Origin of the sequence: Neisseria subflava (assembly GCF_024205745.1) — a bacterium.
Lineage (GTDB): Bacteria > Pseudomonadota > Gammaproteobacteria > Burkholderiales > Neisseriaceae > Neisseria > Neisseria flavescens_B.
In genome coordinates, this window is the sequence record NZ_CP073117.1 from 1,863,443 (window position 1) to 1,881,702 (window position 18,260).

General features: G+C 47.1%; 19 protein-coding genes, 3 tRNA genes and 1 pseudogene. 12 read left to right on the forward strand and 11 right to left on the reverse strand.

Features of this window, described 5'->3' with window-relative positions; translation table 11 throughout:
- Nucleotides 1-159: 159 nt before the first annotated feature.
- Nucleotides 160-1,557, forward strand: coding sequence for a siroheme synthase CysG (gene cysG, locus KCG55_RS08875; RefSeq protein ID WP_254322803.1), 1,398 nt, complete (start codon nucleotides 160-162; stop codon nucleotides 1,555-1,557).
- Between the two features lie 53 nt (nucleotides 1,558-1,610).
- Here cysG and KCG55_RS08880 read toward each other — a convergent pair whose 3' ends face one another.
- Nucleotides 1,611-2,216, reverse strand: a complete 606-nt coding sequence (locus KCG55_RS08880) for a CoA pyrophosphatase (RefSeq protein WP_254322804.1) — start codon at nucleotides 2,214-2,216, stop codon at nucleotides 1,611-1,613.
- 175 nt (nucleotides 2,217-2,391) lie between these two features.
- Here KCG55_RS08880 and KCG55_RS08885 point away from each other — a divergent pair, with 175 nt between their 5' ends.
- From KCG55_RS08885 to KCG55_RS08920, 8 genes are all read left to right on the forward strand, one after another.
- Nucleotides 2,392-4,254 (forward strand): tetratricopeptide repeat protein, encoded by a 1,863-nt coding sequence (locus tag KCG55_RS08885; protein WP_254322805.1) that lies wholly within the window; start codon nucleotides 2,392-2,394, stop codon nucleotides 4,252-4,254.
- Between the two features lie 56 nt (nucleotides 4,255-4,310).
- Nucleotides 4,311-4,895, forward strand: a complete 585-nt coding sequence (lolB, locus tag KCG55_RS08890; RefSeq protein ID WP_254322806.1) for a lipoprotein insertase outer membrane protein LolB — start codon at nucleotides 4,311-4,313, stop codon at nucleotides 4,893-4,895.
- Between the two features lie 8 nt (nucleotides 4,896-4,903).
- On the forward strand, nucleotides 4,904-5,752 hold the full coding sequence (ispE, locus tag KCG55_RS08895) for a 4-(cytidine 5'-diphospho)-2-C-methyl-D-erythritol kinase (protein ID WP_254323657.1): 849 nt from the start codon (nucleotides 4,904-4,906) through the stop codon (nucleotides 5,750-5,752).
- A gap of 5 nt (nucleotides 5,753-5,757) precedes the next feature.
- Nucleotides 5,758-5,833 (forward strand) — tRNA-Gln (locus tag KCG55_RS08900).
- A gap of 10 nt (nucleotides 5,834-5,843) precedes the next feature.
- Nucleotides 5,844-5,919, forward strand: a tRNA-Gln gene (locus KCG55_RS08905).
- A gap of 11 nt (nucleotides 5,920-5,930) precedes the next feature.
- Nucleotides 5,931-6,006: transfer RNA gene (locus KCG55_RS08910), tRNA-Gln, on the forward strand.
- Nucleotides 6,007-6,182: 176 nt separating this feature from the next.
- Entirely contained in the window at nucleotides 6,183-7,166 is a 984-nt protein-coding gene (locus KCG55_RS08915; protein ID WP_101755247.1) for a ribose-phosphate pyrophosphokinase, read from the forward strand.
- 65 nt (nucleotides 7,167-7,231) lie between these two features.
- Nucleotides 7,232-7,804: a 50S ribosomal protein L25/general stress protein Ctc gene (locus tag KCG55_RS08920; RefSeq protein WP_004519902.1), complete on the forward strand. Its 573-nt coding sequence runs from the start codon at nucleotides 7,232-7,234 to the stop codon at nucleotides 7,802-7,804.
- Between the two features lie 108 nt (nucleotides 7,805-7,912).
- Here KCG55_RS08920 and hscB read toward each other — a convergent pair whose 3' ends face one another.
- A complete protein-coding gene (hscB, locus tag KCG55_RS08925) occupies nucleotides 7,913-8,413 on the reverse strand; it encodes a Fe-S protein assembly co-chaperone HscB (RefSeq protein WP_254322807.1) in 501 nt (166 codons plus the stop codon).
- A gap of 79 nt (nucleotides 8,414-8,492) precedes the next feature.
- Here hscB and arfA point away from each other — a divergent pair.
- Nucleotides 8,493-8,715 (forward strand): annotated as a pseudogene (gene arfA, locus KCG55_RS08930) (alternative ribosome rescue factor ArfA).
- Here arfA and iscA read toward each other — a convergent pair.
- The 7 genes from iscA to iscR form a co-directional block, all read right to left on the reverse strand.
- Complete coding sequence (gene iscA, locus KCG55_RS08935; RefSeq protein ID WP_063075834.1) at nucleotides 8,675-8,995, reverse strand: iron-sulfur cluster assembly protein IscA; 321 nt, start codon at nucleotides 8,993-8,995, stop codon at nucleotides 8,675-8,677. The pseudogene arfA and the gene iscA sit on opposite strands and share 41 nt — an antisense overlap.
- Nucleotides 8,996-9,064: 69 nt before the next feature.
- Nucleotides 9,065-9,310: a recombinase RecA gene (locus tag KCG55_RS08940; RefSeq protein ID WP_254322808.1), complete on the reverse strand. Its 246-nt coding sequence runs from the start codon at nucleotides 9,308-9,310 to the stop codon at nucleotides 9,065-9,067.
- Between the two features lie 107 nt (nucleotides 9,311-9,417).
- Nucleotides 9,418-9,804 carry a Fe-S cluster assembly scaffold IscU gene (iscU, locus tag KCG55_RS08945; protein ID WP_003674559.1) on the reverse strand — a complete coding sequence of 129 codons (387 nt, stop codon included), beginning with the start codon at nucleotides 9,802-9,804 and terminating at the stop codon, nucleotides 9,418-9,420.
- A 68-nt stretch (nucleotides 9,805-9,872) separates the two neighbouring features.
- Nucleotides 9,873-10,001, reverse strand: a complete 129-nt coding sequence (locus KCG55_RS10595) for a hypothetical protein (protein ID WP_004519897.1) — start codon at nucleotides 9,999-10,001, stop codon at nucleotides 9,873-9,875.
- A gap of 114 nt (nucleotides 10,002-10,115) precedes the next feature.
- Nucleotides 10,116-10,724, reverse strand: coding sequence for a hypothetical protein (locus KCG55_RS08950; RefSeq protein ID WP_254322809.1), 609 nt, complete (start codon nucleotides 10,722-10,724; stop codon nucleotides 10,116-10,118).
- 75 nt (nucleotides 10,725-10,799) lie between these two features.
- Nucleotides 10,800-12,014 (reverse strand): IscS subfamily cysteine desulfurase, encoded by a 1,215-nt coding sequence (locus KCG55_RS08955; protein WP_254322810.1) that lies wholly within the window; start codon nucleotides 12,012-12,014, stop codon nucleotides 10,800-10,802.
- A gap of 51 nt (nucleotides 12,015-12,065) precedes the next feature.
- Nucleotides 12,066-12,512, reverse strand: coding sequence for a Fe-S cluster assembly transcriptional regulator IscR (iscR, locus tag KCG55_RS08960; protein WP_003680774.1), 447 nt, complete (start codon nucleotides 12,510-12,512; stop codon nucleotides 12,066-12,068).
- A gap of 359 nt (nucleotides 12,513-12,871) precedes the next feature.
- On the opposite strand from iscR, the gene KCG55_RS08965 reads away from it, so the two are divergent.
- A complete protein-coding gene (locus tag KCG55_RS08965; RefSeq protein WP_254322811.1) occupies nucleotides 12,872-14,044 on the forward strand; it encodes an alpha-hydroxy acid oxidase in 1,173 nt (390 codons plus the stop codon).
- 61 nt (nucleotides 14,045-14,105) lie between these two features.
- On the opposite strand, the gene dsbD is transcribed toward KCG55_RS08965, so the two are convergent.
- Together dsbD and folE2 are read right to left on the reverse strand one after the other, a co-directional pair.
- Nucleotides 14,106-15,911, reverse strand: coding sequence for a protein-disulfide reductase DsbD (gene dsbD / locus KCG55_RS08970; RefSeq protein ID WP_254322812.1), 1,806 nt, complete (start codon nucleotides 15,909-15,911; stop codon nucleotides 14,106-14,108).
- 218 nt (nucleotides 15,912-16,129) lie between these two features.
- The gene (gene folE2, locus KCG55_RS08975; RefSeq protein WP_254323658.1) at nucleotides 16,130-16,903 is read right to left on the reverse strand and encodes a GTP cyclohydrolase FolE2; all 774 of its coding nucleotides are present in this window, start codon (nucleotides 16,901-16,903) and stop codon (nucleotides 16,130-16,132) included.
- Between the two features lie 178 nt (nucleotides 16,904-17,081).
- On the opposite strand from folE2, the gene KCG55_RS08980 reads away from it, so the two are divergent.
- A complete protein-coding gene (locus KCG55_RS08980) occupies nucleotides 17,082-18,239 on the forward strand; it encodes a trans-sulfuration enzyme family protein (RefSeq protein WP_254322813.1) in 1,158 nt (385 codons plus the stop codon).
- The last annotated feature ends 21 nt before the right edge of the window (nucleotides 18,240-18,260 follow it).

Below are 18,260 nucleotides of genomic sequence, written 5' to 3' on the forward strand. Positions count from 1 at the left end.
GAAATTTCCTGCTTCTGTTTTATGTTTGCCGCTATAACTTATTTTGTTGTGGCAGGTATATAACCAAACACCATAAGAAAATCAGAAACCATTCTTTCCTATTTTTTCAGACGGCCTTTAATATCGGCGGACAATCATTGATAAAGCAAGAGCACGACCATGAGCCATTATCCTTTGTTTGCCGATTTGAAAAACCGCCCTGTTTTACTGGCAGGCGCGGGCAAGGTTGCCGAACGCAAGGCGGAAAGTCTACTGTCTGCCGGAGCGCGTGTGCGCGTTGTTGCGGAAACGTTGAATCCTCAGTTTCAGCAATGGGCGGCTGAAGGGAAAATAGTTTGGCTGGGCGGCTTGTTTGAAGAAGCCATGCTGGACGAGGTGTATTTCGTTATTGCGGCGACGGATGATGATGGGTTTAACCGCCGTATTTTTGAAGCGGCGGAGAGACGGGCAAAATTGTGCAATACGGTGGATACGGCGGATTTGTGTTCGTTTATCGTGCCTGCCGTGGTGGATAGGGGTCCGTTGAAGATAGCCATATCCAGTGGTGGTACTGCGCCTGTATTGGCACGTAAATGGCGACAGATTATTGAAACATTGATTCCGCTGCATACGGGCATAATGGCGCGTATTGCCGGAAAATGGCGTGAAAAGGTTAAACAGACTATTCATCATGTCGAACGCCGCCGTTATTTTTGGGAAAAATTGTTCGACAGCCGTTTCAGTATTTTTGCGGCTCAAAACAATATCGAAGCGGCAGAGCGTGAATTGATAACGCAGTTAAACCGGGAAACGCCGTTTGGCGGCGAAGTGGTTTTGGTGGGCGCAGGGCCGGGCGATCCGGGCTTGCTGACCATACATGCTTTGCAGGCGATACAGGCTGCGGATACCGTGTTTTACGATGCTTTGGTGTCGGATGAGATTTTGGCGATGGTGCGTAAAGATGCGGTGAAAATCAGCGTGGGCAAACGTGCCGGTGCGCACCATGTCCAGCAGGAAGAAACCAACCGTCTATTGGTTGAACACGCTCAAAAAGGCGAGCGCGTAGTGAGATTGAAAGGCGGCGATCCTTTTGTATTCGGGCGCGGCGGGGAGGAAGTGCAAACCCTGCATCAGGCCGGAATCACCTACCGCATTGTGCCGGGTATTACTGCCGCCTTGGGTGCTACTGCTTATGCCGGTATTCCGTTAACCCATCGCGATTGCGCCCAAAGTGCTTTATTTGTGACCGGCCACAGCAAACACGAGGGCAGTCAGCCTGATTGGCAGACTTTGGCTTTAAGCCGTCAAACGCTGGTGATCTATATGGGCACGCTTAAAGCGGCTGAGATTGCGGAAAAACTGATGGCTTATGGCAGACAGCCTTCTACACCTGTTGCTGTGATTTCAAATGGAACTTTACTCAATCAAACTGTGCGGACAGGCCGTCTGAAAGATTTGGGCGTGTTAGCTGCCGAAGCAGAGCGTCCGGCTTTAATGGTGATTGGCGAAGTGGTTGCCCTGCGTAATGAGATGAAATGGTTTGGAGAATTTGTCGAATGCTATGAAGAAGCTGCATAAAGAGGATTGATTAAATAAGGCCGTCTGAATATTGGTTTTCAGACGGCCTTGCCTTATTTAAAAGCTTGGCAATATTGCTGATAACGTTCTGCCAGTCCATATAGGATGATTGCTGTCAGCCCCCAAATGTCGTAGTGCCGAAAAGGTAGGGCGGGGAGGGCGAGGGTTTGATTGTTGTGATGAAGCTGACGGAATGTGTAGTTTTGCAGGTTTAAGGCAAAATCCAAAGGCAGATAAAAAATTTCAGCTACTTCATCGGGATTTGCTTTTGGGTTGACGAGCTGGACGCAAATTGCCGGAACAGGCGTAACACGGTAGCCGGAAGGTGTGTCATAAAAGGGTAGCGGCGCAAAAGTCTGCCATGCGGTAATCGGAATGGCGGTTTCTTCATAAGCTTCTCTTAACGCCGTTGCCGTTAGACTGTCGTCTTGGGCATCTTTGCGGCCGCCGGCAAAGGCGATTTGTCCGGTATGCTGCCTTAAGGTCTCGGCCCTTGTGGTCAGTAAAATTTGCCATGCTCCTTCATGCAAGACAATGCTGACCAAAACGGCTGCTTCTTTAACCGTTTTTGGGGTAACTAATTGATTGCGCTCTGCTTGCATACGGCTGTTGAAGTGTGAAGCTTGAGTTAGAAAATGGATAAGTTGGTCGGTATTCATCTTTGATGCTGATCGTTTTATGCAGATGAGGATTACACAAGGTTTACGGTTACCGTGTCAACAAAATAGGGTGCGTGTGTTACAGTTATGCCTGAATGATAAATAAAGCTTTGCGTCTGTTTTGCAAGTGCTTAGGCCGTCTGAAAATGCCGGCAGGTTCTCAAAAAGGATAGTTATGTTGTTTTCCCCATCCCGTATTCGAGTAGCAGCTGCGGCTGTCATGATGTTGTTTGCTACACAAACTTTTGCCGCGCCCAACGATTCAAAAACAGTTTTTGAATCGGCTAAGATTATTAAAAAGAAAAGCCGTACCGACCATTTTTCTCCCGAAGAGCGCGAGCAGGAACGGATACGTCTGTTGGGTATACAAAACCGCACCTCGCAGGTTTTCACTTTGTTAAATTCAGAACTGGCCCTGCAAAAGGGCGATGCGGCTTCTGCGCTGTTTACGTATATTTTGACGTTGCATCGCACCAAATCTCCCGAAGTGGCCGAACGCGCTTTGGAGATGGCGGTTTCTTTAAACGCCTTTGAACAGGCTGAAGCCATTTATCAAAAATGGCGAGAAATTGAGCCGGAGCCTGGTGAAGCACAAAAGCGTATGACTTGGTTGCGCAATTTGCTGCTGGGCAAAGCCGATAAGAATTTGAGCGGATTGGATAAGGTGATTGCCGGCGGTAGTGAAGACGAGCAAAAGCGCGTGTTCCTGCTTTTGGCACAAACCGCAGCACAACAGCCGAATCTGACCAGCGATGCAGTCAAACAGGTGCATAAAACAGCACTGAATTATAAAGACTTTCCAGAAGCAGCGATTGCAGATGCAATTTTTAGTGCAAAAGACGGTCAAAAGAAACACGCCATTGCGGCATTGCAGCGATTGGCCAAGTTGGATAACGAAATCCTGCCGCCGACTTTTGTCACCCTGCGGCTGATGGCGCAACGGCATCCTGATATTCTGGACGGCTTCTTCAAAGAGACAGACACCAAAACCTTATCTCCGATTTGGCAGGAATTGGACATCGCCAATTTGATCGCCCATGGTCAAAATGATAAGGCTTTTAAGCGATTGCAGACTTTGTTGGAAGAAAATCCCAACCCTGATTTGTATATTCAGGCTGCCTTATTGTCAGCCAGCAAGACGGAAAATATTTCTGCGGTAAACAGCTATCTGGAAAAGGCTTATAAAGCCGGTACGGAGGAGCAGCGCAGCCGTGCGGCGTTGATTGGTGCGGTTTCTTATAATGATGCTGAAGAATTTGCCAAAGCCAAACAATGGCTGGATAAGGTAACGGCTACGGCTTATACATTTGATAAAACCATTTTGGCTGCTTCCATTGAAGCCAAACAGGGCAACCATAAAGAGGCTTGGGCTTTGGTGCAACGTGCACAAAAAATGCCCGAGCAAAGAGGACGTTATTTTGAAGCCAGTGATTTGCTGAATACGGCTTTGTTTGTATTGTCTAAAAATACCAATCTTCAAGAATCGTTGAACGCTTTGAACAGTTTGGTCAACTCCACCGAAAAATCCTTGAAAACCCAAGCTTCTCCCGAGCTGCTTGCCAATGTGTTGTATCAGCGTTCGATGGTGTATGAGAAGCTGAATCAGCCAGGCAAGGCGATTGCCGATTTGCGCCGTGTGGTAGAGCTGTATCCGGATAATCCGCACGGTTGGAATGCTTTGGGCTATACCTTGTTGTCAAACGGCAAGAATTTGGAGGAAGCGTTTAAAATGGTTCAGACGGCCTATCAAATGGATCCGGAAAGCGCAGCAATTAATGACAGTGTAGGCTGGGCTTATTATCTTAAAGGCGATGCGCAAATGGCTTTGCCGTATATTCAATACGCCTATGAAAAAGAACCTGAAGCCGAAGTCGCCGCGCATTTGGGCGAAGTCCTATGGACGCTTGGAGACCAAGACAAGGCCAAAGAAATCTGGAATGACGGATTGAAACGCGGAAGCAATCTCCGAGTATTAAAAGAGACAATGTCCAAATTCGGTATAACGCCCAGCAAACCGCATACTCAAAAACACAAATAAAACCAAAAGGCCGTCTGAAAAGCGTTTGATTTCAGACGGCTTATGAAGGAATATCCATGAATTTAAAACAATTATCATCGGTTACAGCCTTATTGCTTTTGGCTGCCTGTGCGCAGCCAAATTTACCTCAGCAAAACAGTTGGCAAGCAGCAGAGCAGGTGCAGGATTTTAGCGCAGACGGTCGATTGGCTGTTAAAGTGGAAGGCAAAGGCTCATATGCTAATTTCGACTGGACTTATCAGAATGCGGTTCAAACCATTGATGTCAATACACCATTGGGCAATACCGTAGGCCAGTTGTGTCAAGACAGTGAAGGCGTATTGGCAGTAGACAGTAAGGGTAAGGTTTATCAGGCGGAAACGGCTGAGGAATTAAGCAGACAGCTTTTGGGCTTTGCTTTGCCGGTTCAATATCTGCATATTTGGGCGGATGGTAAACGCGTTGCCAATGCGCCATACAAAATCTTGCCTGATGGCCGTCTGGAGCAGTTTGAGTGGACAATATCACGCACTTTAAATAGTTCAGGACAGCCCAAAACGCTTCAACTTGAGAACGCCAAGTTTAATATCCGTTTGGTGTTCGACACGGTAAACCACTCTTTAGATAAGAATGGACAAACCCGATGCGCAGCACGCAAATAGAGGATGCCATGTCTGTTTCAGAGGAAATCCAAGCCTTTCCTGCGCCGGCTAAATTAAATTTGGATTTGAGGATTACCGGCCGTAGGAGCGATGGTTATCATAATTTGGAAAGTATTTTCTGTTTGATTGGCTTATACGATACCGTTCATCTGAAAATGCGTACTGATGGCCAGATTGTTCTGCATACTTCGGTCGAAGGGCTTGAGCCTGAACAGGACTTGGCTTATCGGGCGGCTAAATTATTGTTGCCATATGCAAACGTACCGCACGGTGTTGAAATTTGGTTGGATAAAGTGATTCCGACGGGCGGCGGATTGGGCGGCGGCAGCTCCGATGCGGCCACAGTTTTAATGGTTTTAAACCAATGGTGGCAATGCGGTTTGAGCAGGCAGCAACTGATTGATTTAGGTGTAAGTCTTGGTGCGGATGTTCCTTTTTTTATTTTTGGAAGAAGTGCTTTTGCCAAAGGAGTAGGCGAGAAGCTGGCTGAAATAGATGTCCCTAAACAATGGTATGTTATCGTTAAGCCCCCCGTCCATGTGGCAACAGCTAAAATTTTTGCACATGAAGGCTTGACACGTGATTCCAAACCCAGCATAATGCCGACTTTCCAATCATTACAGCCGTTTCAAAATGATATGCAGGCGGTTGTATTTCAGGAATATCCTGAAGTTTGGAAAGCTTATGTTGAGTTATCCCAATATGGTTATGCATTAATGACCGGTTCCGGAGCTTGTTTGTTTATAGCAAGTGCATCTCATCAAGAAGCAAATACAATTTACCAACAGGTTTCTCAATCATATGAAGCTTATTGTGTGGAAGGATTAGATATTCATCCTCTGTTTCATATGATTTAGTAAGTTGGGGAGTCGTCAAGCGGTTAAGACACTGGATTTTGATTCCAGCATGCGAAGGTTCGAATCCTTCCTCCCCAGCCAAACCCTTTGTTGGGGAGTCGTCAAGCGGTTAAGACACTGGATTTTGATTCCAGCATGCGAAGGTTCGAATCCTTCCTCCCCAGCCAACACCCTTTATTGGGGAGTCGTCAAGCGGTTAAGACACTGGATTTTGATTCCAGCATGCGAAGGTTCGAATCCTTCCTCCCCAGCCAAATAAAAGCGTGTAAGTTTTCTTACACGCTTTTTTACGCTAAGAGCAAAATAACGCTGAAAAACTTCTTTTTACCCGTCTTTACGCGTATAATTGCATAATTAGTGTCTTAGACATGGGGCAAAGGGAAGCGTAATGTTTTCTGCGCGTAAATCAAATCTAGAATCAGGTGAAGATATGGCTGCTTATGACAGTTTAATGGTGTTTACCGGTAATGCAAATCCGGAATTGGCGCAACGTGTTGTCAAACATTTGGATATTTCACTCGGTGAAGCCACTGTTTCCAAATTCTCTGATGGTGAAGTAGCCATTGAATTGTTGGAAAATGTGCGTGGTCGCGATGTGTTTATTTTGCAACCTACCTGCGCGCCAACCAATGACAACCTGATGGAAATTTTGACTATGGCCGATGCACTCAAACGTGCTTCTGCCGGTCGTATTACTGCCGCGATTCCTTACTTTGGTTATGCGCGTCAGGATCGCCGTCCCCGCTCTGTCCGTGTGCCGATTTCTGCAAAATTAGTGGCAAATATGTTGTACTCGGCCGGTATCGACCGTGTACTGACTGTTGATTTGCATGCCGACCAAATTCAAGGTTTCTTCGATATTCCGGTGGATAATATTTACGCTACCCCGATTTTGTTGAACGATATTAAGCAACAACGTATCGACAATCTGACTGTTGTCAGCCCTGATATCGGTGGTGTTGTACGTGCACGTGCTGTTGCTAAATCTTTAAATGCTGATTTGGCCATTATCGACAAACGTCGTCCTAAAGCCAACGTGGCTGAAGTGATGAACATTATTGGCGATATTCAAGGCCGTACTTGCTTGATCGTAGATGATATGATCGATACAGCAAACACCTTGTGTAAAGCAGCCGTTGCCCTGAAAGAGCGCGGTGCAGATCGTGTATTGGCATACGCCAGCCATGCAGTATTCTCCGGTGAAGCAGTGAATCGAATTGCTTCTTCCGAAATTGACCAAGTAGTTGTGACAGATACGATTCCGTTGTCTGAGGCAGCTAAAAAATGTGAACGCATCCGTCAAGTTACCATTGCCGGTTTGCTGGCTGAAACGGTACGCCGTATTAGCAATGAAGAATCCGTCTCATATCTTTTCAATGAGGATGTGATGACTGGCGGCATGTTGCTGCCATAACCCGATGTCGTCTTAAGCTGGTCGCGGCCGATGACGACGATTTTATCTAAATTGGAGTATTAAACATGACTTACGAAATTCAAGCCTCTGTTCGCGAAGCCCAAGGCACTGGTGCGAGCCGCCGCCTGCGTCGCGAAGGCCAAATCCCTGGCATTCTGTACGGTGAAGGTCAAGAGCCTGTTGCTATCGCTGTAGACCACAAAACTGTATTCTACGCATTGGAAAAAGAATCTTTCCATACTGCTTTGATTAAACTGTCTTTGAACGGTGAAACTAAAGACGTTATCGTACGTGACTTCCAAATGCACCCATTCCGTCGCGAAGTTCAACACATCGACTTCCAAGCTGTAAAAGCTGATCAACCTGTACGCATCCGTGTTCCTCTGCACATTGTTAACGCTGAAAACTCTCAAGCTGTTAAATTGCAAGGTGGCCGCGTATCTCTGTTGAACACTTCTGTTGAAGTAGTTGCTTTGCCTGCAAACATTCCTGCTTTCTTGGAACTGGATTGTGCATCAGTAGTTGCCGGCGACATTCTGCACTTGTCAGACATCAAATTGCCAGAAGGTGTTGAAAGCGTTTCTCTGAAACGTAACGAAAATCTGGCTGTTGCTACTGTTACCGGTAAAAAACGCTAATCGGTAGTTAATATAAGAAAACCGTATCAGATTTATCTGATACGGTTTTTGTTTTGCATATAAAAGCATTTGCTATAGAACTTAGGTAAATGTAACAGCATATGTACCTTATAAGATTGAAGCAATTTCATTGCGAAGCTTATTAAGAAAGCGTCCATGCCGTACCCATTGTGCGGCTGATTCATAATCCTGTTTTTCAAATGCTTGTTGCAAATCTTGATATAGGTTGCTTTGTACTTCTTGGATTTCTTGATCCAGTGCTCGGATGGCATCATGGTTTTGTTCCATTTGAGCATCCATCAATGTTTCCCGCCATTCCATCTGCTGCATGAGGAATTCTGGTGAAAACGAAGTGTGTTCAGGTGCATCGGCATCGATATTTTGGCTTTTCAAGAGATAAGCAGCCCGATCAATAGGACTTTTTAATGTGCGGTAGGCATCATTAATTGTAGAAGACATCATAACAGCTTGTTTCTGCTCAAAAGCTGAAGCAGAAGCAAATTTATCGGGATGAAAACGGGCTGCTAAAGCTCGATAGGTCTGTTCGAGTGCTTCGGTATCAATATTGAAAGATGGCTCAAGCTGGAAGAGGTTGAAGTATTGAGACATGATATTAAGGGAAAAAATCTAAAGAGGAGGACTATTTTACGATATAATCCGGAAACTGTTTATACGAAAGGAAAACAGTATGAGCGGTAAGGTGCAACACAATAAAGGCAAGATACGAGACAATGCCTTAAAAGCCTTAGTCAAATCTGATTTGTCCCGACATAAAGTAGAACGAAAAAGACAAGGCAAGGGTAGCTATAATAGGCAAGAAGCCAAAAAATGGCGGGATGGTTTTGATACTTTCCCGCCATTTTTTATATTTTAAACGTGGAAGCTTTCACCACAGCCGCAGGAGTCTTTAACGTTTGGGTTTTCAAATTTGAAACCTTCCTGTAAGCCTTCTTTGGTGTAATCGACTTGCGTGCCGTCTAGATAAACCAAGCTTTTCGGGTCGATATAAACGCGTGCGCCGTGTTCTTCAAAAATCAGGTCATCCTCGTTCACTTCATCGACAAATTCAAGGTTGTATGCCATGCCTGAGCAGCCACTGGTTTTCACACCCAAGCGCACACCCAAACCCTTGCCACGTTTGGTCAGGTAGCCGTTGATGTGTTTGGCTGCGTTTTCTGTGATGGTAATCATGCTTTTTTCCTCATTTCGCAATCATTTTCTGTTTTGCCTGTTTTTTTATTTCAGACGGCCTCTTGACTCTCAGGCCGTCTGAAAACGCTGTTTTGCCCACTCTATTGCAGCGGCAATGGCAGCTTTTGCCTGCGGACTGTTTTTCCAACAGGTCGAGCCGGTCAATTGTGCGCCCTGTTCCAAAATATCGTCCAAATCTGCCGCCGCCAGCTTGGCAACATCATCCAACCCCATTTGCTGCAAACGCTGTAATATGGTTTTACCTATGCCTTTGACAGCAAGTAGGGATTGGATTTCTTCATCGGTAAAAGGCATTTCGCCTCCTTTGATTTTGCAGGTACTGGCGTACTTATATGGCAGTTGGTGCCTATCAAGCTGATTTAGGCATTAATGTCTGCAAACTAAGTATCTGGCAAACAAGGTTATTTGTTTTCCTGACGTTTGCGATAGTCGGCAACGGCCGCTTTTACTGCATCTTCGGCTAAAATGGAACAGTGGATTTTAACTGGAGGCAATTCCAACTCTTCGGCAATTTCGCTGTTTTTGATTGCCAGTGCATCGTCAAGGCTTTTGCCTTTGACCCACTCGGTAATCAGGCTGGAAGAAGCGATGGCAGAACCGCAACCGTAAGTTTTGAATTTTGCATCTTCGATAATACCCTCATCGTTTACTTTGATTTGCAGACGCATTACGTCGCCGCAGGCCGGTGCGCCGACCATGCCGGTACCGACAGATTCGTCGTTTTTGTCGAAAGTACCGACGTTGCGGGGATTTTCGTAGTGGTCGATTACTTTATCGCTGTATGCCATGATGTGGTTTCCTTTGTGTTTTTAGTGGTGTAAATGGTTTGTTTACGAATATTCAGACGGCCTGAAGTTTAGATTTTACACGCGCCGCCTTCGCAGCCGTCATCATTCTCTGAATCAACGCCGCCCTCTACGGTAACGCCGTCAAAATCTTCGAGCAGGTTGTCGAGATTATCGAGGTCGAGCTCTTGTTCGTCCATGGGCTTGTATCCTTAATTTGAAGATTGTAGTTTTTAGGTCGTCTGAAAAGGTTTTTTTAAGGTTTCAGACGTCCTTTTAAATGTCTAAGTTGATTGCCTATTACAGTTGTTTTATCAGCCATTTATAAAGGCACATTCTAAAATTGTTTGGGGTTTTCCGTTAACATTAATCGGTTTTAGTTTTGCTTGCAGGGTTTCGTATTCTTCTAAAATCAAACTGTATTTTCGAACAGGACGATATTTTCCTTTTAACACCTTGCGTGCCTGTTCCAAAGGTACATCCAACAACAAACGGGTGTAGCTGTAACCTGCGGTTTCTAATTGGAATGTCTGGCTAATATGAACCACAGGCAAGCCATAGTAAGTACCGCTGAGTTTCAAACGGGTTTGATCAAGAATAAACTGTTCTCCATCTTCACTAAACTCCGCGCGGTGCAAAGCCATCGGCGGGTGCGCAAGATCACGGTAAGCCTTTGGCAGCTGGACTCTATTGGGATGATTCAAACGCAGGTTTTGATATTTAGAGTCTTTATCGTTCCAGTTATCGCTTACATCACTAAATGGTTCCAACAGGTTTTCCAAACGCTTATCGAATTGGCAGCCGTTTTCAAATGATTTGAATATAGGTGACCAATCAGGTTGTGTTTGTGCTGAAACCATCGGGGCAGAGCATAGAGTCAGACAAGAAAGTAAGTGGCGTATTTTATTTTTTATTATCGTCATTTTAGTATTTTTCTTGATGAGGTCGTCTGAAAAGGTAAAGGTCTTTTAAATTTTTCAGACGACCTTTTCTCTTGATTAATGCGCCGCCCATTCAATCGAGTTCAAATCGATACCGTCTTTGAACATTTCCCACAGCGGAGACAGTTCGCGCAGTTTACCGATTTTGGATTTAATCAGTTCTGCTGCGAATTGGACTTCTTCTTCGGTGGTCATGCGGCCGAAGGTGATGCGTAGGGAAGAGTGCGCTAATTCGTCGTTGCGGCCGAGTGCGCGTAAAACGTAGCTTGGTTCGAGACTGGCAGAAGTACAGGCTGAGCCACTGGATACGGCGAGTTCTTTGACCGCCATAATCAGGCTTTCGCCTTCGACGAAGTTGAAGCTGACGTTCAGGTTGTTTGGAGTGCGGTGTTCGAGGTCGCCGTTGATGTAGACTTCTTCGATGCCTTCGATACCTTTGAGGAAGATATCGCGCAGTTTGCGGTAGTGTGCCATGTCTTGCTCGAGTTCTTCTTTGGCAATGCGGAAAGCTTCGCCCATACCGACGATTTGATGGGTCGGCAATGTACCGGAACGGAAACCGCGTTCGTGGCCGCCGCCGTGCATTTGGGCTTCGAGGCGGACGCGTGGTTTACGGCGTACATACAGGGCGCCGATGCCTTTAGGGCCGTATACTTTGTGGCCGGACATGGACAGCAAATCGACTTTGGCGGCTTCAACATCGACAGGCACTTTGCCGCATGCTTGTGCTGCGTCAACGTGGAAAATGATTTTGCGTTCGCGGCAGATTTCGCCGATGGCGGGAATGTCTTGCACTACGCCGATTTCGTTATTCACCCACATCACGGAAATCAGGATGGTATCGTCGCGGATGGCGGCTTTGAGTTCTTCCAAATCAATCAAACCGTTTTCTTGTACGTCCAGATAGGTTACTTCGAAACCTTGGCGTTCGAGTTCGCGCATGGTGTCGAGTACGGCTTTGTGTTCGGTTTTGACGGTGATGAGGTGTTTGCCTTTGGTTTTGTAGAAGTTTGCCGCGCCTTTGATGGCGAGGTTGTCGGACTCGGTCGCGCCGCTGGTAAAAACGATTTCTTTGGGGTCGGCGTTAATCAGGGCAGCAATGTCTGCGCGGGCTTTTTCGACGGCTTCTTCTGCTTCCCAGCCGAATGCGTGGCTGTTGGAAGCGGGGTTGCCGAAGGTTTCGGTCAGATAGGGAATCATTTTTTCGGCAACGCGTTTGTCAACGGGGGTTGTGGCGGCGTAGTCGAGGTATACGGGGGTTTTGACGGTCATGGTTTGCTCTTTCGTTTGCTCATCTGCCTGCGGTCTTTGCCGCAAGTCGGTTTAATGAATGTGTGTAAAGGTAACGACATGACTGCTGTCGCTGCAGTTTTTTTGTTCAATGATGCTTTGCAGCGTAACGCCGCTGAGGTAATCATTGATGGTTTTGTTTAAGTTTTCCCAAAGGTCGTGGGTCAGGCAGGGGGCGCCGTGGTTGCAGTTTGCTTTGCTGCCGCATTGCGTGGCATCCAGTCGGTCTTCGGCTGCGGAGATGATTTGTGCAATATTGATTTGCTCGGCGGGAGCGGCAAGGATGTAGCCTCCGCCAGGGCCGCGTAGGCTTTCAACCAATCCGGCACGGCGCAGTTTGCTGAATAATTGTTCGAGGTAGGAAAGCGATATGCTTTGTCGTTCGCTGATGGCACTGAGTTTGACAGCGCCGGTTTGAGCGTTCATCGCCAAATCTATCATGGCGGTTACTGCAAATCGCCCTTTGGTAGTCAGTCTCATGGTGTGGTTGCCTGTGTGGGGCGTTTTTATTAGTGGGGAGAATTGTCTAATATCTGAGTGTTTCAGTCAAGTATGTGGCGGCTCGGTTTGATTGTTTGTTTAAATGGTGGCATTGGCTGATTTTTAAATCGGAAAATATTTTCTTTATTTTTCTGTAATTTGGATTTAAGGCCGTCTGAAAAAAGGCTATCAACCTTACAAATATCAGGGTTAAAATGTTTTGATTTAATATTGATAGTAATATAGATTATCAAATTATTCTTAAAATTTAGTTGTTTTGATGGAGTAAAATAATGAGGTGTTTGAAATGTTCAGACGGCCTTGACCATCCATCTTTACCTTAACAGAGGCAATCGACCATGAAATCTGATTTAAGCAAAATAACCTGTATCGAAGACTTGCGCCTTGTTGCCAAACGTAAAATGCCGCGTATGTTTTATGACTATATTGACTCAGGCTCTTGGACGGAAACCACTTATCGTGAAAATACTTCGGATTTTAAAGACATCCGTTTCCGTCAAAAAGTATTGGTTAATATGGAAGGACGCAGCCTTGAGACCAAAATGATCGGACAGGATGTGAAAATGCCGGTGGCGATTGCACCGACCGGTTTCACAGGTATGGCGCATGCCGACGGTGAAATCTTGGCGGCGCGGGCGGCGGAAAAATTCGGTATTCCGTTTACGCTTTCAACTATGTCCATTTGTTCGATTGAAGATGTGGCTGAAAACACCAGCTCGCCGTTTTGGTTTCAGCTTTATGTGATGCGCGACCGCGAGTTTATGGAGAACCTGATTAAGCGTGCGAAGGATGCCAAATGTTCGGCTTTGGTATTGACTGCCGATTTGCAGGTTTTGGGTCAACGTCACAAAGACATTAAAAACGGTCTGTCTGCGCCGCCGAAACCGACTATTGCCAATTTAATCAATTTGGCGACCAAACCGGAATGGTGTATGAAAATGCTGAATACGGAACGCCGCACCTTCCGCAATATCGTCGGTCATGCGAAAAACGTCGGTGATTTGTCTTCGCTGTCTTCATGGACTTCCGAACAATTCGACCCGCGCCTAAGTTGGGACGATGTGGCGCGCATTAAAGATTTATGGGGTGGCAAGCTGATTATCAAAGGCATTATGGAGCCTGAAGATGCGGAAAAGGCAGCGAAAAGCGGTGCAGACGCATTGGTCGTTTCCAATCATGGCGGCCGTCAGCTTGACGATACTGTGTCTGCCATTAAGGCTTTGCCTGATGTGGTCAGCGCGGTGGGTAGCGACATCGAGGTTTGGATGGACAGCGGTATCCGCAGCGGTCAGGATATTTTGAAGGCTTGGGCTTTGGGTGCGAAAGGTACGATGATAGGCCGGGCGTTCCTGTATGGTTTGGGTGCGTATGGTGAAGAAGGTGTAACCCGTGCGCTGGAAATCCTGTATAAAGAAATGGATATTTCCATGGCGTTTACCGGTCATCGCAATATTCAAGATGTGGATTCCAGCATTTTGCGTTCTACGTGTTGGCATCAAGATGAATTTTAATTTCTGAACATAAGAAAAGGCCGTCTGAAAATCTGTTTTCAGACGGCCTTTTTATAGACGGCTATTTCTCGTTTTTGCGATACCATTCAATGAATGCATCGGGTTTGACAAAGCCTAATAAGGCTTCGCTATGGCTGCCGTCGGCGCGGACAACAAACACACCTGGAGGGCCGAAGAGGCCGTATTCTTTCAGTAAGGCCTGATGGTCGGGAGTATTGGCGGTCACGTCGATTTGGAAGAAGCGCTGCATATCGACTGCTTCGTGTACCTGCGGTTGGTTGAGCGTGTAGGCGGCCATTTCTTTACAGGATACGCACCAGTCGGCGTAGAAATCAATCAGCACAGGCTTGCTTGGGTCGGCTTTCAAAGCGGCATCCATAGCGGCTTTGAGTTCGCCGACATCGGTAAACATCTTGCCGTGGTCAGTTTCTTGTCCGGCTTCGGATGGCGGAACCAGCGTTAAGAAGTGGTGCAGGGCGGTGGTTTGTTTATTAAAACTTTGCCAGCCAAACCATGAGCCGCCAATCAGCAGTAAAAAGCCCAATACGGCGGCAACTGTTTTCAGACGGCCTTTTTGTTTGCCGGATTTCGCCAAAAGCATAAGGGCGGGAACAATCATCAGCAAGGTGTAGAGGCCGACTACTGCGAAATAAGGCAGATGCGGTGTGGCAAGGTATACGGCAACGGCCAGCAAGATGAAGCCGAATGCGTATTTGATGCCGTTCATCCAGTCGCCTGCTTTAGGCAGGATATGGCCACCGAATGTACCGATGATGATGAGCGGTACGCCGGTGCCGAGTGCCAAGACATAAAGAGCAAGGCCGCCCAATACGGCATCGCCGGTCTGTCCGATATAGCCCAAAGCAAATGCCAGCGGAGGCGCAACGCATGGGCCGACAATCAGGGCGGACAAAATACCCATGATGAAGACGGAAACGATTTTGCCGCCGGAGAGTTTGTTGCTTTGGTTTTGGAAATAGGATTGGACAGAGTTGGGCAGCTGGATATTGAAGAGGCCGAACATGGACATAGCCAGTACCACCATCAGCGCTGCGGCGGCAAGTACGACCCACGGCTGTTGCAACCATACGGTCAACAGCGCGCCGGTCAAACCGGCAATCACGCCGACCAAGGTATAGGTTAATGCCAAGCCTTGTACATACACCATAGACAAGGTAAACGCGCGGCCTTTGCCGGCCTTTTTATCGCCTACGACAATGCTGGAAACAATCGGCAGGAGCGGATACATACAGGCTGTAAAGCTTAAGCCCAAACCTGCGACAAAAAACGCCAACAGGTTGGCGTTTAAAGTATCCCAAGAGAGCTTGAAGCGGCTGCTGTCGGGATTGTTTGTACTGGGTTGCGTGGGTATTTGGCCGTCTGAAGAGGCGGATGGTTGCAAAAAGCGGTCTTTGGCAGAGACCGGCTCATCGCTTTGAGGCTGATAAACCCCGTTGCCTTTTACGTCAAACTCGGTGTCCACCGGCGGATAACACACACCCACTTCGGCGCAGCCTTGATAAGTCAGCGTCAGTTTGTATTGCGGCGCGGCTTGTTTGTAAGGCAAGTCAACCTGTGCGGTATGGTGGTAAACCGTTTGTTTGCCGAAGAATTCGTCTTCTTTTTCTTCGCCTTTGCTGAATTTGGGTTCGCCCAAGACTTTGTCAGGATTGGTCGCTGCAACGATTTTGGACTGGTACATATAGTAGCCGTCAGCGATTTTGAACTGCACGCTGATGCCTTGATCGGTTACATTGACTTGAGGTACAAAGGCTTGCTCTGGAGGCAGCAAATCATTGGCATCTACTGCGAATGCGAAGCTGCTCAATCCTAAAAATGCAATAAGGAAATAAAGGAATTTTTTCATAGTATCTACGGAGATGCCGTTGAGGAACCGTCATTATAAATGATGGGCAAAACAAGCGGCTTAATTTATGTTAAATATTGCGAGAGAAATCTAATGCTTTTGAATTATATCGAAATAGGGTTGCCCATATATGACCGATAGTCTCATGTTATCGTTCAATCTATGCCAAAGGCCGTCTGAAACTTTCAGACGGCCTTTGTTTCTATTCGGCTCGGCTTTTAAGGATAAGCGATATAAGCGTAAGCGGAATGGTTGTGTATCGATTCAAAGTTTTCGCTTTCGACAACAAACGATTCAATGCGTTTGTCGGCAATCAGCGCAGTGGCCACATCGCGAACCATGTCTTCGACAAACTTCGGATTTTCGTATGCTTTTTCCGTTACATACTTCTCGTCAGGGCGTTTGAGCAAACCGTAGAGCTGGCAGCTTGCTTGTGCTTCGACGTAATCGATGATTTCTTCAATGCCTACATCCGCATTTGCAATCAGGCTGACGGTCACATGCGAACGTTGGTTGTGCGCGCCGTATTGGGAAATTTCTTTGGAACACGGACACAATGAAGTAACCGGAACCATTACTTTCAGATTGTGGCTGTATGTACCGTTTTTGATTTCGCCGGTCAGGGTAACATCATAGTCGAGAAGAGATTGGATGCCGGAAACAGGCGCATTTTTCTTGCGGAAAAACGGGAAGGAAACGCTGATTTTGCCGGAATGCGAATCCAACAGGGCAACCATATCGGCTGTCAGCTTGTGCAGCGTATCGAAATCCAAAGCATCGGTTTGTTTTTCCATCAGGGCGACAAAGCGCGACATATGCGTGCCTTTTTGGTCGGCAGGCAGGAAAACCGTCATGGTCAGGCGGGCGACGGTGGATTGTTCGCCTTCTTTGCTTTTGAGGGAGATTGGAAAGCGCAGGTCTTTGATGCCGACCTGATTAATCGGCAGGTTGCGTAAATCGCGGCTGGATTGCACGTCTGCAATGGCGTTCATGCGTGGTATGTCCTTCATGATAGGATTGTTGAGATGCGTGTGGAGGGAATCGGCTCGTGTCGGCCGATTTGCAAATGCGAGATTATATCACTTGCTTTATCCGCCTGCATTGATTGTTTCTATTTTTCAGATAGTGATAAAATCTTCGATTATTCACATCTACATAGGCAGAGACCAAATGAAATTCGCCACGAAAGCCATTCATTCCAGCTACGATTGCGACGAACACAACCGTGCGCTGATGCCGCCAATTTATCAAAACAGTATGTTTGCGTTGCACGAGATTGGCGAAAATGTGCCTTACCGCTATTCGCGCCTGAGCAACCCGACCCGTCAGGTATTGGAAGATACCGTTGCCGATTTGGAGCACGGTGCGGCAGGCTTTGCGTTTTCCAGCGGTATGGCGGGGATTGATGCCGTATGGCGTACTTTCCTGCGCCCTGGCGATACCATTGTTGCGGTCGCCGATATTTACGGCGGCGCTTATGATTTATTGGTCGATGTTTATCAAAAATGGGGTGTGAACGTTGTTTTTGCCGATTTGGGCAATCCGGATAATCTGGACGGGCTGCTCAAAGCGCACAATGTCAAACTGGTTTGGCTGGAAACGCCGTCCAATCCGCTTTTGCGCCTGGTAGACATTAAAGCCCTTGCCGCGAAAGCCAAAGCAGCCGGTGCACTGGTCGGTATCGACAACACCTTTGCTACGCCGTATCTGCAACAGCCGTTGGATATGGGTTGCGATTTTGTGTTCCATTCCGCTACCAAATATTTGTGCGGCCATTCCGACGTATTGATGGGCGTAGTTGTTGCCAAAACCAAAGAGCTGGCTCAGCCTTTGCACGACATGATGGTGCATACCGGCGCGATTGCAGGCCCGATGGACTGCTGGCTGGTGTTGCGCGGTATCAAAACGCTGGCTCTGCGCATGAACGCCCATTGCCAAAACGCACTCGAAATCGCGCGCCGTTTGGAAGCCCATCCTGCCATTGAAAAAGTGTTCTATCCCGGCCTGCCGTCTCACGAACATTACGAACTCGCCCAATCACAAATGCCCAAAGGCATCGGCGGCGTGGTTACGGTTTACCTCAAAAACAACACGCGTGAAGCAGCCAATAGCGTGATTAAAAACATGAAACTGGTCAAAATGGCTTCCAGCCTCGGCGGCGTGGAAAGTCTGGTTAACCATTGCTATTCCCAATCCCATAGCGGCGTGCCGCATGATGTGAAAATGGAAATGGGCATCAAAGTCGGCCTGCTGCGTTTCTCTGTCGGTATTGAAGATGTGGACGATATTTGGAACGATATTTCCAGAGCATTGGATACGACTTTGTAAATAAGGCTTATTGGTAGCTGA